The sequence below is a fragment of the Blautia sp. OF09-25XD genome, from assembly GCF_003482095.1.
In the GTDB taxonomy this organism is placed as follows: domain Bacteria; phylum Bacillota; class Clostridia; order Lachnospirales; family Lachnospiraceae; genus Fusicatenibacter; species Fusicatenibacter saccharivorans.
In genome coordinates, this window is sequence record NZ_QUMG01000016.1 from 85,105 (window position 1) to 100,907 (window position 15,803).

Here is a 15,803-nt window from a genome sequence, read left to right on the forward strand (position 1 = left end):
CCTTGAAGGAGGAATTGCATGATAACATTGGATAGTGTAAGTAAGAGTTACGCGAAAGGCCAGCCGGCCGTCAACAACGTATCCTTACACATCGAGAAGGGGGAATTCGTCTTTATCGTGGGAAACAGCGGTTCTGGAAAATCGACGCTGATCAAGCTCCTTTTGAAAGAACTCGAGCCCACATCCGGTACCATTAAGGTAAACGGACAGATCTTAAATAAAATGAAACGCTGGAGAGTGCCGAAATACCGCCGCGGTGTCGGCGTCGTATTCCAGGATTTCCGCCTTTTAAAAGACCGGAATGTCTATGAAAACGTAGCATTCGCACAGCGTGTCATCGAGAAACCGAACCGCGTCATCAAAAAGCGCGTGCCGGAAGTCCTGACGCTGGTCGGACTGGCAGAGAAGTACAAATCTTTCCCGAAGGAGCTTTCCGGAGGAGAGCAGCAGCGAGTTGCCGTGGCAAGAGCCATTGTCAACCGGCCTGACATTCTTCTGGCGGACGAGCCGACCGGAAACCTGGACCCGGGAAACTCCATGGAGATTATGAAGCTCCTGGAGGAAATCAACAACAGAGGAACGACCGTTCTTGTGGTAACCCACAACCGTGAGATCGTCAACTCCATGAAAAAACGCGTTATTACCATGCGAAAAGGCGTGGTAGTCAGCGATGAGAAGGAGGGCGAGTACCATGAGGTTTAGTACACTGGGCTACAGCATCAAACAGGGTGTCAAAAACATCTGGAGAAACAAGATGTTCTCGCTGGCATCCATCGCAACCATGGGAGCCTGTATCTTTCTTTTCGGTATCTTCTTTGCGGTTGTCATCAACTTTAACTACATCGTAAAAAATGCCGAGACAGATGTATCCATGACCGTCTTCTTCAACGAAGATGTGGATCAGGCGACGATCGATGAGATCGGAACGGAGATCAAGGCCAAGACCGATGTGGTCAAGGAATGTAAGTATGTTTCCGCGGATGAGACGTGGGAAAACTTTGCAAAACAGTATTTCGAAGGAAAAGAGGAATACAAGGACGGCTTTAAGCCAAACGACAACCCGCTCGCAACTTCTGCTCACTACGAGGTTTACGTATACCAGGTAGAGACGCAGGATGCACTGGCTGAGTATATCCGCTCGCTGGACGGTGTCCGTGAGGTTAAACAGGCCGAGGGTGCAACAACAACGTTGACGACGATGAACCGTGTCATTGGCTACGTTTCCATCGCGATCATCCTGATTCTTCTTGCCGTATCTGTTTTCCTGATCAGCAATACCGTCACGATCGGTATTTCGGTCCGGAAAGAGGAGATCGGTATCATGAAGCTGATCGGTGCGACGAACCTGTTTGTAAGGGCTCCGTTCCTGATCGAGGGTATCCTGATCGGTCTTGTCGGAGCAGCGATTCCGCTGGGGCTGCTGTACGTTGTATACAACAGAGTCATCAGCTACGTTATGACGGAGTTCAGCGTACTGTCGAACTTTATGGCATTCATGCCGGTATCGGCCGTATTCCGGATTCTGCTTCCGGTCGGACTCATTCTCGGTATGGGAATCGGACTTGTCGGCAGTATCTTTACGATTCGAAAACACTTGAAAGTCTGATAGGATTAGACAATATAATAAAGTAAAAATAAGTCCCGGAATCCGTCAAAAGATTCCGGGATCTTTCGATTGGGAGGCATATTTTGGAAGAACTGATGAAGGAAGAAAAAGAGGGCATAAAAGCGGCAGAGCAGGAAAAACCGAAAAAGCGCAGAAACAGAAAGAAAAACCGAAAAAATGAGATGCGGAAGAGCTACTTTGCGGGCATGATTTCCATGCTGGCGCTTGTAATGATCGTGCTTGTCGGAACAACGTTTCTTTGGCCGGGAAGCAGTGCGGACCACCCCGGCGGCTTCTGGTCGTGGCGGAAGACGGCGGCGATCAAAGCGATGATCAGCCAGCTTTACGCGGGCGATGTGGATGACACAGAGCTGTCGAATGCGATGTATAAAGGGATGATCAGCGGCCTCGGCGACAAGTATTCTACGTATTACACGAAAGAGGAATACGAAGCGATCAAGACAGCGCAGGAGGGTTACTATCAGGGCATCGGTGTTACGGTGACGCTGGACGGCGATAAGCTGCAGGTCACCGGCGTACAGGACGATACCCCGGCGGCGAAGGCCGGTATTCAGGCGGATGACCGTATTGTGAAGATTGACGGGCAGACACTCGAAGGCTTAAACCTCAACGATGCGGTCGGTCTTCTGAAAAACAGCGAGAACGACACCGTGACGCTTTCCATCGAGCGGGAAGGCGAGGCGGATCTGATTGAAACGGAAGTCGAAAAAGAGAAGCTTGCGGCGATTGTGGCAGACGGTAAAATGCTGGACGACAAGATCGGCTATCTGGCCATCAGCGAGTTTACAGGGCTTACCTCCGAGCAGTTCCAGAAAGCATACCAGTCACTGCAGGATCAGGGCATGGAGCGCCTGATCATCGATCTGCGCGGCAATCCGGGCGGCCTCGTGACGGCAGTCTGTGACACCCTGCGCCAGATCCTGCCGGAGGGACTCATCGTGTATACCGAGGATAAAAATGGAAAACGGGAAGAGTATACCTGCGACGGCGATACCCCGATCTCGATTCCACTCGTCGTGCTGGTCAATGAAAATACGGCAAGTGCGGCAGAAATCTTCACGGGAGCAGTCAAAGATTACGGCATCGGAACGATTGTCGGAACGACGACATTCGGAAAAGGCATTGTCCAGAATACATTCCAGCTCTCGGACGGCAGCGTGGTGAAGCTGACGATTGCCCATTATTACACGCCGCTCGGAAACGACATCCACAAGGTCGGCATTACGCCGGATGTCGAGGTGGAGCTGCCGGATGACGCGACGAGCGATGTGCAGCTCGAAAAAGCGTTGGAAGTTGTCAAAGGACTGGAAAGTGCGGAATAAAATAAGAATTTTCACAGAAAAGCAGGAAAAAGGTAGGAAAAAAAGCACGAACGTGTTATCTTAGTAGAGGAGCCGAAAACAGATCTTGGCAGGCTCTAAAAGAAAGTGAGGAAAGACAGATGAATTTTACAGAAAGAAGAAAACAGGTTTTTGATAAAATGGACCAGGATTCCGCACTGCTTTTGTTTTCCGGAATCGAGCTGCATGTCAGCGCAGACGAATATCTGCCGTTTGAAGCAAACCGCAACTTTTTCTATCTGACCGGCCTTCGCAGAGATCACATGATCCTGATGATGAAAAAGACCGCAAAAGAGGAGAAATCCATTCTGTTTATCGAGGAAGCGGATCTGAACCAGGAGAGATGGTTTGGAAGAAAAGTAACCGTATCCGAGGCACAGGAGATCACCGGAATCGATGACGTTCGTTTCCTGGATTCCTTTGAGGGCATGGTAAATCGTCTGATGGCACGCGAGGATATCGGAACCCTGTATTTCGACTGCTACCGCTATCAGGTCGAGGATCTGCCGGATTACAACATGGTAAAGGCAGAGGAGTTCGCAAAGAAATTTCCAGGCAGACCGATTAAAAACATTGCTCCTGTCATCGCAGCACTGCGGATGCAGAAAGATGAGGATGAGATCGCTCTCGTCCGCCAGGCAATCAAGATCACCGACGACGCGCTGAAATTCGTGATGAAGAATCTGAAACCGGGCTGCACCGAGTATCAGGCACAGGCTGATTTCGAGTACAAGATTTTCCACGAGGGAGCAGACGGAACCGCATTCCCGACGATCGCAGGAAGCGGTGCAAACGGAACGATGCTGCACTACGATACCAACCGTGACGTGTGCGAGGATGAGACCCTGCTTCTGATGGACCTCGGAGCAAAATTCCAGGGCTACTGCGCAGATATCACCAGAACGTATCCAGTCAACGGAAAATATACGGACCGTCAGAGACAGGTTTACGACGTTGTTCTGGCAGCAAACCGCGCCGTTGCAAAAGCAGCAAAACCGGGTATGACATTAAAAGAGCTCGACGATATCGCAAAGGATGTTCTCGGCGAGGGCTGTGTGAAACTTGGCCTGATCGAGAAGAAAGAGGATGTCGGAACCTATTACATGCACGGCGTTTCCCATCACCTCGGCATTGATGTACACGATGTGACCGCGGCATGGACGACAAGCTGCGTCCAGGCGCCATCATCACCGATGAGCCGGGTCTTTATATTGATGAGTGGGAGATCGGAATCCGGATCGAGGATGATATCCTGATTACAGAGGACGGATGCGAGGTTCTTTCCGAGAATCTGATGCGTGATCCAGACCAGATTGAAGCCTTTATGCAGGAAAAAGAGGCGTAAGAAAAAAACTACGGAGGATTTAGTTAGATGAAAATTGCAGTTACATACGATAACGGGAATATTTTCCAGCATTTTGGAAAAACAGAGAATTTTAAGGTTTACGAAGTAGAAGACAATCAGGTGGTTTCCAGCGAAGTGATCGGATCCAACGGAACCGGCCACGGCGCACTGGCAGGCCTTCTTTCCGAGCAGGGCGTGGATGTTCTGATCTGCGGCGGCATCGGCGGCGGTGCACAGGCTGCTCTTGCTGAGGCAGGCGTAGAGCTCTGCTCCGGAGCGGAGGGAGATGTGGATGCAGCGGTGGAAGCTTACTTAAACGGAACGCTCACATCTGCGGGTGCAACCTGCGATCACCACGATCACGAGGAAGGCCATTCCTGCGGCGACCACTGCGGAAGCCATGAGGAAGAGGAGAGCTCCTGCGGCGGTTCCTGCGGAACCTGCGGCGGCGGATGCGGTGCACCGACTCCGGTTATGGAAGGTAAGAATGTCGGAAAAACCTGCCGTACCCACTACAGAGGAACCTTCAACGATGGAACCCAGTTTGATTCTTCCTACGACCGCGGCGAACCGCTCGAGTTCATCTGCGGTGTGGGCCAGATGATCCGCGGCTTCGATGCAGCCGTTGCAGAGATGGAAGTCGGCGAAAAAGTCAACATCCATCTGATGCCGGAGGAGGCTTACGGAATGCCGGATCCGAACGCAATTTTCACCGTTGCGATCGCACAGCTTCCGGGAGCAGAGGAAGTAGAGGTCGGACAGCAGGTTTATCTGCAGAACCAGTACGGCCAGCCGTTCCCGGTAAAAGTTACCGCAAAAGACGAGACCAATATCACGTTTGATGCCAACCATGAGATGGCTGGAAAAGAGCTGAATTTTGAGATTGAGCTGGTTGAAGTGAAATAAAAAAATGCATAAAAAGAGTGTCAGGACGAAGGAGCCAGGCACTCTTTTTTGATGCGCAGAAAAATCAACGATTCCCATTTCCGATTTCCGTTATTTTTTGTAAAAGTAAACAAAAAATGACCAAATTCATTTTTTGCCATTTCAAATATTGACTAATAGTCATTTAAGTTGTAAGATGTGGTACTAGAAAAACAAGTTAAAAATGAATCAGAGGAGATGAATGAAAATGGTTAAAGTTGGCAAATGGATTGCCAAGCACAGGATTCTGATGCTGATCATTGGATTTCTGCTGATTATTCCGTCAGTCATCGGAATGGCAGCAACGAAAGTAAACTATGATCTGCTCAGCTATCTGCCGGAGCATCTGGAAACTGTAAAAGGACAGGACATTCTGGTAGATGAATACGGCATGGGTGCGTTCTCCATGGTTGTCGTGGAAAACATGGAAATGAAGGACGTACAGAAACTCGAAGAAAAATTCGAGCAGGTAAACCACGTAAAAGAAGTTTTATGGTATGACGATGTGGCAGACATCAGCGTGCCGGTTGAGATGATCCCGGAAAAACTCCGGAAAGCATTCTACAATGGGGATGCAACCATGATGCTCGTTCTGTTCGACAATACGACTTCTTCCGATGACTCCATGGAGGCAATCGAGGATCTTCGTAAAATTGCGAACGAGCAGTGCTTCATCGGCGGTATGACCGGTGTTGTTACCGATATCAAAAACGTAGCATTAAAAGAGCTGCCGGTTTACGTTGTCATCGCCGCAGTTTTGAGCCTCGTTGTCATCGAGCTGACATCGACTTCCTTCGTTGTTCCGATCCTGTTCCTGTTAAGTATCGGACTTGCAATCCTTTACAACCTGGGAAGCAACGTGTTCCTTGGTGAGACTTCCTACATCACAAAAGCGCTGACCGCCGTGCTGCAGCTTGGTGTTACGATGGACTACTCCATCTTCCTGCTGAACAGCTTCGAGGAGAATAAAAAGCGTTTCCCGGATGACAAAGAGCGTGCGATGGGCCATGCAATCGCCAACACGTTCAAATCCGTAGCCGGAAGCTCCGTTACCACCGTAGCCGGTTTCCTGGCACTGTGTGTTATGACCTTTGCCCTTGGCCGCGACCTTGGTATCGTTATGGCAAAAGGTGTTTTGATCGGCGTTGTCTGCTGTGTCACCGTCCTGCCGGCCATGGTTCTGGTATTTGACAAGGCAATTGAGAAAACGAGACACAAACCGCTGGTAAAAAGCCTGGATAAACCGTCCGCCTTTATCACCAAACATTATAAAGTATGGGTTGTGATCTTCCTGGTTCTGCTGTTCCCGTCGATCTACGGAAACAATCATACCCAGATTTATTACAACATCGCACGTTCCCTTCCATCTACCCTGGACTGCAACGTGGCAAACGATGAAGTAAAAGCGCAGTTTGACGTAAGCAACATGCATATTGTGATGATGGATCGCGATATGGATTCCAAACAGAAAAAGAAAATGATGGAGGAGATCGGCAACGTAAAAGGTGTCAAATCGACCATCAGCATGAGTTCCCTGCTTGGACCGACGATTCCGGAATCCATGATCCCGGAAAATCTCCGAAGCATGCTGCAGAGCGATGAGTATGAGCTTGCATTTGTGAGCTCTGAATATGAGTCCGCAACAGATGAAGTAAACGAACAGGTCAAAGCGATTGACAAAATCGTAAAATCCTACGATAAAGATGGAATGGTCATCGGTGAAGCACCGTTGATGAAAGACCTGCAGGATGTTACCGATGCTGACCTTGTCAACGTAAACGTGCTTTCCATTGGTGCAATCTTTATCATCATTCTGCTGATCTTCAAATCGATTTCTCTGCCGATTATTCTGGTAGCAGTCATCGAGTTTGCAATTATGCTGAATATGGCAATCCCGTATTATCAGGGAACCAGCCTTCCATTCGTGGCCAGCATCGTAATCGGAGCGATTCAGCTCGGTGCAACCGTGGACTACGCTATCCTGATGACAACCCGTTATCAGAAAGAGCGCCAGAATGGAAAAGACAAAAAAGAAGCTATCAGTATTGCGCATAAGACCAGTATGCCGTCCATCATCAGCAGTGGCCTGAGTTTCTTTGCCGCAACCTTCGGTGTAGCCTGCTACTCTCAGGTTGAGATGATCGGTTCCATCTGTACCCTGCTTGCGCGGGGCGCGATCATCAGTATGGTCGTTGTTATCCTGATTCTGCCGGCAATGTTTATGATTTTCGATAAACTGATCTGTAAGACATCGATTGGATTTTTAAAGAAGAAAACAAAATAAAGTATGACAAATCCCCTGTACCGGAAGTAGCTGGTGCGGGGGAATTTTTTTGCTTTATGTTCAAATTTCTGATGTGACGGATAAGATTCTGCCACGGATTGAAGACTGGCAGAACCGGCCACTGGACGAGGTCTATCCTATTCTCTACATCGATGCAATCCATTATTCTGTAAGGGATAATGGCGTGATCCGAAGTGTACGGAATCAGGCAAAAGAAATCGGAAAGACACTGCAAGATAGGACGGACAAGGACTAAAGGAGAAGAAAAAATGGCAAGAATACGTAGAAACAGTGAGCAGACATTGGAATTTAAGATCGAACAGGCTGAAGCAAAAGTAGCAAGAACAAGAGAAGCCCATGAAAAAGCGGTGGATGAACTGAAAAAGTTATACGATATCCGAAAAGCATATCAGAGAGATGAACTTCTAAAAGCATTAGAATCCAGCCATCGCTCGTATGATGAGATCCTGGCATTTATCACGTCATCCGCAGAGGAGAAATCATGATGATCAAGGAAAAGAATTTAACCAACGCAGAGAAAAAACGAATCGAATCACTGGATAAGCGAATCGAAAAAATCCAGAATAAAATTGCGATCAACCGCAAAGAGTATGATGCCATGACAAAAGAACTTCAAAAGCTGCTCGAAGAGAGATATCCCGAGAGAAGGTCTGAAAAGATAAAACATTCTTAGCAAAAGACATAGGATCACCTCACAAATAATCTGAGATCATTATACCATTTCCTGACATAAATTTGTTGTTTTATATGAAATTTTTAAGGTTCGCACGGGTGTACCTTTTTTCACAAAAATGATTAGTCAATATTTCTAAATTTAAAGGTTAATTTTCCTATATCTTCCAATATACTATCCATGATATCTTTCAGATAAGCAAAAACGCGCGTGAAAATCTAAAATAATCTTGGAGAGTTATTGCAATGAGAGACAAATAATAGAGGTATTGTAAAATCTCAAATGTTTGGCCTTATAGTAGGACTTTCTAAGAATATAGGGAGGAATAACATGAAAAGGAAGAAAATTTTAGCTCTGCTTATGGTAGCAGCACTCTGCGTTGGAACAGTGGCAGGATGTGGCTCCAAGGATACGGAAAGCAGTAAGAGCGAAAGCGGCAAGAATGAAAACAGCGAGAGCAGTACTGGGGACAGTAAGGATGATTTGTCACCTATAACTTTCAAGTACTACAATGCAGACGGAAAAAATGGTAACTGGGAAAATCCTGTTGCTCAGGCGATTACTGAAGCCCCCCACACTGATGTATCAGGGTCTTCAGGTTGGATACGGACTGGCAATCACAAAGGACTGTGAGGATCCGGTTCGTGCAATTAAATTCCTTGATTATCTCTGCTCCGATGAGGGTGCAGTACTTTACAAATGGGGTGTTGAAGGAGAAAACTATTTTGTAGATGAGAATGGAATGAGATATCGTACGGAAGAAGAGATTGCAAAAGCAAGTTCTGATCCGGATTACGGAAAAAATACTGGTATTGGCAATTATACGGGATTTCCGATTTATGGAGACGGTGCAGTGGATGAAAATGGTAATCCTTACACACCTGTTACGAGAGAATCTGTAATTGCAGAGTATAACGAGGAGCAGAAGGCAGCTTGTGAAGCATGGAATGTAGAGATGCTGACCGATATCTTCCCGCAGCCAGATGAATTCGAAACACCGCCGTATTCCCCACTTTGGGCATATGCGACACCGCAGGAGATTACGAGCAATGTGGAAATTCTGAATGAGATTGCATGGCCGGGACTGGTTAAGTGCGTAACAGAAAGTGTAGATAATTTTGATGCAAACTGGGATAAGCTGATTGCGGATTATGAGGCTAATGGATTGGAAGAAACAGAACAGATGATGACAGATTTCCTGGCAGAAAAAATTTCATAAACAAAAATATGGAAACTGATAAAGGGACCTGATTTGTAAGGAGTCAGGTTCTTTTCATAAATGGATAAGAGGGGAATAGAAGAGTATGAAGAGTGATAAAACGACTCCTTTTTGGGATTCATCACTGTCTATGGAAGAACGTCTCGACTGACTGCTGGCAGAGATGACGCTGGAAGCAGTGCAGCCTGGAGAAACCCGCCGCATGCAGTTTAGTATTCCGGTTGAGGAACTTCGTTTTTATGATGTCATCAGCCAGTCTCTGATGGTTGAAGAAGGATGCTATATCATCGGTGCGGGAACATCGAGTGCCAATATCCTTATAAAAACAGAAATTCAGATACCGGGAAAAAAAACAGGGCAACGTGATTTCTCTTCAAAGGATACCTGATAAGACATTTACATTGAGTGTACGTATGCGGGGGGATGCAAAGATTACATATCTTCGGATACAATAGTTTTTTAGTGAGTTTTAAATGAAAGGCAGGGAAAAAATATGAAAAGTAATACGATATATCCGCCGATGTCCGAACGTGAGATCAGCGGTGCTGCAATATCGAGAGAAGCGGCGACGCAGGGAATGGTACTTTTAAAAAACATAAATGGGGTTCTTCCGTTAAAGGGCAGGGGAAAGATTGCCTTGTTTGGAAACGGAGCTGCCAGAACAATCCGCGGCGGAACGGGATCGGGAGATCCTTTTAACGGCGGTCTTTCCGGCGGTGGTGATCAGGATGTGGATCAGTCTCTGCGTTATCATATTAATATTCTGAATGCTATGGAAACAGAAGGTTTTGAGATTGTGAACCGGGAACAGCAGATGGCGTGGGCCAGATGCTATGATCTGGCCAAAAGAGAGATGAAGGACCAGGTCATGAGTGTTTTTGCGTTTCCGGAGGAACCGCTGACAACAGAAAAACTGGAAGAATATGCAAAAGAAACAGAAACTGCTATTTGTGTCATTTCGAGAAATTCCGGTGAGGGAAATGATCGTTTCATGAAAAAAGAAGTATCCATTGGGGATAAAAGGTATGAAATTGGAGATTACAGGCTTTCTGCAGTGGAGATGGATAATCTTAAAAAGCTGCGGTCAGCTTTTTCTTCATTGATACTGGTGCTGAATGTTCCGGGCTCCATATCGGTGCAGGATCTGGAGGCGGCTTGTGCGGATGCTATTCTTCTCATGGGGCAGGCAGGACAGGAGGGAGGAGCCGCCGTTACCGATATTCTCACAGGTAAGGCAACACCGTCAGGAAAGCTGACCGCAACCTGGGCAAAAAAATATGAAGATTATCCTACGGCAGGCAATTTCCTTCAGGATTTTAATAAGGCAGTATATACGGAAGGAATTTATGTAGGTTATCGTTACTTTGATACATTTAATGTTGAGCCGGGTTATCCTTTTGGTTATGGAATCTCCTATACGACATTTGCATTGGGAAATCTGGAGGCATCGCTGGATGAGGATACACTGGTTCTTGGCGTAACAGTAGAAAATACAGGAGCGTTTGCCGGACGTGAAGTTGTGCAGGTATATGTTTCTGCACCGGTATCGGAGATGGATATGCCGCAACAGGAGCTGAAAGGTTTCCAAAAAACGATGTTACTGGCACCGGGCGAAAAGGAAGATATCAAAATCCGCATACCGCTGCGTAATCTTGTATCTTATAGTGAAAATGCAGGAGGTTATATTCTGTCAAAAGGAGATTATGGAGTGCGTATCGGTACTTCTTCCAGAGATACAAAACCGGTGTGCAAGATTCGGCTGGAACAAACTGCTTTGACAGAACAGGTATTGGTGGAGCTTCCGTTAACGGAAACTTTGGAGGAAAAGAAGGGGTTAACTGACCGAAAGGATGAAACTATATGGAAGGATGTACCGGTTCTTCTGGCTGTGCAGATACCGGAAACGCTGGATTCGCGTTCAGCCTATAGCGATGAAAAGGTGGTTACATATGCGACAGATACCAGCTATCAGCCGGTTATGCCTTACGAAACAGTACGGTATGTGGAAAAGAAAGAATGGAAGCTGAATGATGTGGCTTCGGGCAGAGTGTCAATGGAAGAATTTGCCGCACAGCTTGATGCTGCACAATTGGCGGATCTTTGCTGTGGTACAGGCTGGGGTGTGCAGGATGAGAACAATCCTGTGATTGGAGCCAGTTCGGAATCTGTACCTGGAGCGGCAGGGGAAACAACACACGCACTGGAAAGTTATGGTGTTTCTTCTATTGTATTGGCAGACGGTCCGGGCGGTGTGCGTATCACACAGCAGTTTGAGGCAACCGATCTGGAATCGGGGGAAAAGAGGCAGGTATACCATTACTGTACGGCATGGCCGGTGGGTACGCTTCTTGCTCAGTCTTTTGATCCGGAAATTTTGGAACAGGTAGGATGCGGAATGGCAGCAGATATGCAGGCAATGCGGATTGATTTGCTTCTGGGACCAGGAATGAATATTCAGCGTGATCCTATGTGTGGACGAAATTTTGAATATTTTTCTGAAGATCCTCTCATATCTGGAAAGATGGCGTCAGCAATGGTACGCGGTCTTCAGAGCCTGCCAGGAGGAGGTGGATGCATTAAGCATTATGCAGCTAATAATCAGGAGACGAATCGGAATGCTGTGGATTCTGTGATTGGTCAGCGGGCACTGAGGGAGATTTATCTGGAACCCTATAAAATTGCTATTCAGGAATCTCAGCCGTTGTCTATCATGAGTTCCTACAATCTGATCAACGGTGTTCCTACAGCAGATAGTTATGACTTATGTACGGATCTTGCCCGCGGAGAATGGGGATTTGAAGGTCTGATCATGACTGATTGGAACGGAGGCAGCAGTACACCCTGGAAATCCATGCATGCCGGAAATGATTTGATTATGCCGGGAGGAAAAGGAAGGGCCATGAATATTCTTCAGGCTGTGAGAACAGTTATGCCGGAGTTTGATGAACGTGGGCAGGTAATTATGGTGCAGGAAGTACCATTTGCACCGGTTTTCGCAGCCCGCTGGAATTCCTTTACGGTTGATCCGGAAGGACCGGATACAGTCATGGCACCTCTGGGTGAAGGACATACTGCCGAGATGAAGGATGGAGAGATTTTGGTTGATGGGGAAAAAGTCTACATGCAGGCAAATGATATGAAAACATTTTTCAATGATCCGGCAAGCTTTGTGCCAAAGATATGCCCGGCCAATGAGGAAGTTGCTTTTATTTTAGATGATGGCAGAGCAATCGGGTACAAAGGACATTTAGATAAGAAACCTCGTCTGTGTCTCGGAGATGTGCAAAGATGTGCAGTCCATAATCTTCGGATCATTCTGAAATGTATGGGATTATAGTAGATGGGTATCAACAATTATTGCATAATGAGGTGAAAAAGTTTAGAAAATGAGAGGATGACTGAAGTCGGAAAAGAGATTGGATATGAAAATACGGAAAACTTTTTTCGTGCGTTTAAAAAGCATTATCATATGACTCCCTCTCAGTATCGGGCTACAATACAGGAAGAGACCAATATGCAAACTGTATGTGGAGATAGAGATGTAATAAAACGGTAACAAAAAAATGACAAAATGGTAATGAAATAAGATATACATAAAATTACTAAAGAAAGGTGGAATACAAAATGGGAGATTGTTTTTACTGTAGTAAGGCAGAACCGGTAGTTCAGACTAAGGCGGGTAAGATACGGGGATTTAAGATGAATTCTACATACACTTTCCATGGCATCAAGTATGCTGATGCTGATCGCTTTCAAATGCCCAGAGAGGTAAAACCATGGAAAGGTATTAAAAATGCTCTGGCCTATGGTTATGTGTGCCCTATGCTGATGCAGGATCATCCGTTGATGGAGGTTATGATCCCACATCGTTACTGGCCAATGGATGAGAATTGCCAGTATCTGAATATTTGGACACAGAGTCTGGATCCGGAAGCAAAAAAACCGGTTATGGTATGGTTGCACGGAGGTGGATTCTTTGCAGGCTCATCCATTGAACAGGTGGCGTATGAAGGAGATCATCTGAGTGAGTACGGAGATGTGGTTGTCGTGTCATTGAACCATCGTCTGAATATTTTGGGATATCTTGATTTATCTGCTTATGGGGAAAAATACTACAATTCTGCTAATGTGGGAAATGCAGATATGGTCGCAGCCCTTCATTGGATTCAGGACAATATTGCTGGTTTTGGCGGAGATCCAGGTAATGTAACCCTGTTTGGTCAGTCCGGTGGTGGAATGAAAGTTTATTCCCTGATGAATACACCGGCTGCAGAAGGTTTATTCCATAAGGGGATTATCCAGAGCGGCGTAATAGAAGAAGGTAAAAAAGAGGCAGAGGATGACGGTACCGCAATTGTGGAGGCCCTTCTGACGGAATTGAAGTTGGAATCCGTTGAGGATTTGGAAACGATTCCTTACTATTTCCTTGCGGAAGCATATAATAAGGTGTCACCCAAGCTGCAGGAGAAAGGACTCTACGTGGGAGGAGAGCCGAGAGCAAATTCATGGTATGCCGGTGATCCGCGCAGAGTAGGATTTACCGATGGAGCAAAAAAGATTCCGGTGATAGTGGGTAGCGTTTTTGGAGAATTTGATTTCAAGCCGGTTCTGGAGAATAGGGATGAACTGACCCGTGAGGAAACGATGAAACTTCTGGAAAAATGCTTTCAGGAGGATGCAGAAGAGATTGCAGCAGAATTCGAAAAAGCATATCCAAATAATCGCCTTGTAGATGTTCTGTCGCTGGATTATATTTTCCGTTATGCATCGAAAGATTTCATTGCGAAGAAGTCAGTACATAAGGAAGCTCCCGTATATTCCTACATGTTTAATTATGAATTCCCATATGAGGGAGGAAAACTGGCATGGCATTGCTCTGAAATCCCGTTTGTTTTCCATAATATTGACCGAATTCCTATCTGCAATGTGCCGGGAGAAACAGACCGCCTGCAGGAGAGAATATGTGGTGCCTGGATAAACTTTGCGAGATACGGAAATCCTTCCGTTCCTTCTCTTCCGCAGTGGCCGGTATGTGAGCCAGGTAAAGAGGCAATTATGATTTTTGACAATATCTGCGAAGTTAAAGATAATTATGACCACAGGCTGATGGAGCTTCTTGTTAAACATGCTCCGGCATTTACTGTACCATTAGATGAGGATGCAGAAAATGTATTTATGCACTGATGCGGAAAGGATGGAATGCATATGGCAAAGCTGACTACATATCAGGTGACGGAGATTGCAAAAGACACCTGGGTTATCAATGAGGCTGGTATGACAGCCATGTTTTTGTTAAAAGGTACGGAACGTGCATTACTCATCGATACGGGTGTCGGAATGACAGACCTGAAAAAGCTGATTTCCTGGCTGACTCCGCTTCCCTATGATGTAGTGCTGACACATGGACATCCGGATCATATCGGAGGAGCTGCTCAGTTTGAAGAGGTATATATTCACGAAAAAGATGAGGATAGTCTTAAACCGATAAATTATGATAGCATCGCAGATTATGTGGAACTTTTGGGAAATATGGGAGCTTACGATGTGTATGACTGTAGCCCTGCGGATATCCGGCGGATACAAAAGATGCCAAAATGTCTTCCTTTGAAGGAGGGAATGGTGTTTGAGCTGGGGGGACGCAGTATCGAGGTAATTGAGACACCGGGTCATACATCGGGAGGCTGTTGTTTCCTTGATCGGAAAGAGCGAATCCTGTTTTCTGGAGATGCCTGCAATGGTAATCTGCTCTGCAGAGACAGTATTAATACACTATTGGGAGCTCTGGATAAAATCAAGTCCTATGAAAGTGAATTTGACCGCAATTTTAATGGCCATGTGGGATATGCGGGAATGCCTTTCGTTGGTTCCATGGATCATAGCATCATGAATACAGCGATACGCATCTGTGAGAATATCCTTTCAGGAACTGCGAAAATCGAGGATGGCGGTAAGAATGCGTTTGACGGAGATTGCAAGGTTGCGACAGACGGAAGAATCCGTATTGTATTTTCCCCAGACAGACTGATAGATGAAGGTGAAATTCCAGTAAGATAAACACAACAGACTCCGCTGGGGTTAACTTAAGCCTGAAAGCCTTGAAATCAAGACCTTTGGGCTTTTTATAAGTGTGCCATCAAGGCAGAATCTCCGGTTCTGGTGGCTTACAGTACCATAGAAATGATGAGGTAATAAGAATGAAAAAATATTTTTTATATTTTCTTGGTTTGAATTTAATAGCTTTTGCTGTTGTATTAAATGTTCGATTTGATTTAGGAGTTGCTGCTTTTAGTTCTGTGATGTATTCAATATCACAAATCTATAACATTTCTTTAGGAACAGCTTCTATTATCTGTTACTTAATATTTGTTAT

The 15,803-nt window shown here is 46.1% G+C and carries 16 protein-coding genes and 1 pseudogene; all 17 read left to right on the forward strand.

Features of this window, described 5'->3' with window-relative positions; translation table 11 throughout:
* The first annotated feature begins 18 nt into the window (after window positions 1-18).
* The 17 genes and pseudogenes from ftsE (at window position 19) to DXA93_RS13075 (ending at window position 15,487) form a co-directional block, all read left to right on the forward strand.
* On the forward strand, window positions 19-702 hold the full coding sequence (ftsE, locus tag DXA93_RS13000; protein ID WP_022461638.1) for a cell division ATP-binding protein FtsE: 684 nt from the start codon (window positions 19-21) through the stop codon (window positions 700-702).
* Entirely contained in the window at window positions 692-1,606 is a 915-nt protein-coding gene (ftsX, locus tag DXA93_RS13005) for a permease-like cell division protein FtsX (protein ID WP_022461639.1), read from the forward strand. The genes ftsE and ftsX overlap by 11 nt, the downstream gene beginning before the upstream one ends.
* 83 nt (window positions 1,607-1,689) lie before the next feature.
* Window positions 1,690-2,949 carry a S41 family peptidase gene (locus DXA93_RS13010; RefSeq protein WP_243109226.1) on the forward strand — a complete coding sequence of 420 codons (1,260 nt, stop codon included), beginning with the start codon at window positions 1,690-1,692 and terminating at the stop codon, window positions 2,947-2,949.
* A gap of 119 nt (window positions 2,950-3,068) precedes the next feature.
* The gene (locus DXA93_RS13015; protein WP_256372652.1) at window positions 3,069-4,223 is read left to right on the forward strand and encodes an aminopeptidase P N-terminal domain-containing protein; all 1,155 of its coding nucleotides are present in this window, start codon (window positions 3,069-3,071) and stop codon (window positions 4,221-4,223) included.
* Window positions 4,154-4,312, forward strand: coding sequence for a M24 family metallopeptidase (locus tag DXA93_RS18980; RefSeq protein WP_256372654.1), 159 nt, complete (start codon window positions 4,154-4,156; stop codon window positions 4,310-4,312). The genes DXA93_RS13015 and DXA93_RS18980 overlap by 70 nt, the downstream gene beginning before the upstream one ends.
* A gap of 27 nt (window positions 4,313-4,339) precedes the next feature.
* Window positions 4,340-5,218, forward strand: coding sequence for a NifB/NifX family molybdenum-iron cluster-binding protein (locus tag DXA93_RS13020; RefSeq protein ID WP_118640540.1), 879 nt, complete (start codon window positions 4,340-4,342; stop codon window positions 5,216-5,218).
* A 226-nt stretch (window positions 5,219-5,444) separates the two neighbouring features.
* A complete protein-coding gene (locus DXA93_RS13025; RefSeq protein ID WP_118595661.1) occupies window positions 5,445-7,520 on the forward strand; it encodes an efflux RND transporter permease subunit in 2,076 nt (691 codons plus the stop codon).
* 64 nt (window positions 7,521-7,584) lie between these two features.
* Window positions 7,585-7,710, forward strand: a pseudogene (locus DXA93_RS13030) (transposase); the annotation flags it as partial.
* 79 nt (window positions 7,711-7,789) lie between these two features.
* Window positions 7,790-8,026 (forward strand): hypothetical protein, encoded by a 237-nt coding sequence (locus DXA93_RS13035; protein ID WP_117761408.1) that lies wholly within the window; start codon window positions 7,790-7,792, stop codon window positions 8,024-8,026.
* A complete protein-coding gene (locus DXA93_RS13040; protein WP_147399556.1) occupies window positions 8,023-8,214 on the forward strand; it encodes a hypothetical protein in 192 nt (63 codons plus the stop codon). The genes DXA93_RS13035 and DXA93_RS13040 overlap by 4 nt, the downstream gene beginning before the upstream one ends.
* Window positions 8,215-8,544: 330 nt before the next feature.
* Window positions 8,545-8,847 carry a hypothetical protein gene (locus DXA93_RS13045; protein ID WP_119208535.1) on the forward strand — a complete coding sequence of 101 codons (303 nt, stop codon included), beginning with the start codon at window positions 8,545-8,547 and terminating at the stop codon, window positions 8,845-8,847.
* Window positions 8,795-9,433, forward strand: coding sequence for a hypothetical protein (locus DXA93_RS13050; RefSeq protein WP_119208537.1), 639 nt, complete (start codon window positions 8,795-8,797; stop codon window positions 9,431-9,433). Before DXA93_RS13045 ends, DXA93_RS13050 begins: the two co-directional genes overlap by 53 nt.
* A gap of 163 nt (window positions 9,434-9,596) precedes the next feature.
* Entirely contained in the window at window positions 9,597-9,821 is a 225-nt protein-coding gene (locus tag DXA93_RS13055) for a fibronectin type III-like domain-contianing protein (RefSeq protein ID WP_119208540.1), read from the forward strand.
* Window positions 9,822-9,926: 105 nt separating this feature from the next.
* A complete protein-coding gene (locus DXA93_RS13060; protein WP_119208542.1) occupies window positions 9,927-12,770 on the forward strand; it encodes a beta-glucosidase in 2,844 nt (947 codons plus the stop codon).
* Between the two features lie 57 nt (window positions 12,771-12,827).
* The gene (locus DXA93_RS20980) at window positions 12,828-12,989 is read left to right on the forward strand and encodes a helix-turn-helix domain-containing protein (RefSeq protein WP_117761403.1); all 162 of its coding nucleotides are present in this window, start codon (window positions 12,828-12,830) and stop codon (window positions 12,987-12,989) included.
* A gap of 68 nt (window positions 12,990-13,057) precedes the next feature.
* Window positions 13,058-14,617: a carboxylesterase/lipase family protein gene (locus DXA93_RS13070; RefSeq protein ID WP_117761402.1), complete on the forward strand. Its 1,560-nt coding sequence runs from the start codon at window positions 13,058-13,060 to the stop codon at window positions 14,615-14,617.
* A 21-nt stretch (window positions 14,618-14,638) separates the two neighbouring features.
* Window positions 14,639-15,487, forward strand: a complete 849-nt coding sequence (locus tag DXA93_RS13075; RefSeq protein WP_158555036.1) for an MBL fold metallo-hydrolase — start codon at window positions 14,639-14,641, stop codon at window positions 15,485-15,487.
* Window positions 15,488-15,803: the final 316 nt, after the last annotated feature.

Excerpts from the sequence above, each read along its gene's own strand:
- DXA93_RS13040 (WP_147399556.1), top strand. The coding sequence starts at position 8,023 with ATGATGATCAAGGAAAAGAATTTAACCAACGCAGAGAAAAAACGAATC.
- DXA93_RS13050 (WP_119208537.1), top strand. The coding sequence starts at position 8,795 with ATGTATCAGGGTCTTCAGGTTGGATACGGACTGGCAATCACAAAGGAC.
- ftsE (WP_022461638.1), top strand. The coding sequence starts at position 19 with ATGATAACATTGGATAGTGTAAGTAAGAGTTACGCGAAAGGCCAGCCG.
- ftsX (WP_022461639.1), top strand. The coding sequence starts at position 692 with ATGAGGTTTAGTACACTGGGCTACAGCATCAAACAGGGTGTCAAAAAC.
- DXA93_RS13020 (WP_118640540.1), top strand. The coding sequence starts at position 4,340 with ATGAAAATTGCAGTTACATACGATAACGGGAATATTTTCCAGCATTTT.
- DXA93_RS13075 (WP_158555036.1), top strand. The coding sequence starts at position 14,639 with ATGGCAAAGCTGACTACATATCAGGTGACGGAGATTGCAAAAGACACC.
- DXA93_RS13015 (WP_256372652.1), top strand. The coding sequence starts at position 3,069 with ATGAATTTTACAGAAAGAAGAAAACAGGTTTTTGATAAAATGGACCAG.
- DXA93_RS13055 (WP_119208540.1), top strand. The coding sequence starts at position 9,597 with ATGACGCTGGAAGCAGTGCAGCCTGGAGAAACCCGCCGCATGCAGTTT.
- DXA93_RS13035 (WP_117761408.1), top strand. The coding sequence starts at position 7,790 with ATGGCAAGAATACGTAGAAACAGTGAGCAGACATTGGAATTTAAGATC.
- DXA93_RS13070 (WP_117761402.1), top strand. The coding sequence starts at position 13,058 with ATGGGAGATTGTTTTTACTGTAGTAAGGCAGAACCGGTAGTTCAGACT.
- DXA93_RS13025 (WP_118595661.1), top strand. The coding sequence starts at position 5,445 with ATGGTTAAAGTTGGCAAATGGATTGCCAAGCACAGGATTCTGATGCTG.
- DXA93_RS13060 (WP_119208542.1), top strand. The coding sequence starts at position 9,927 with ATGAAAAGTAATACGATATATCCGCCGATGTCCGAACGTGAGATCAGC.
- DXA93_RS20980 (WP_117761403.1), top strand. The coding sequence starts at position 12,828 with ATGACTGAAGTCGGAAAAGAGATTGGATATGAAAATACGGAAAACTTT.
- DXA93_RS13045 (WP_119208535.1), top strand. The coding sequence starts at position 8,545 with ATGAAAAGGAAGAAAATTTTAGCTCTGCTTATGGTAGCAGCACTCTGC.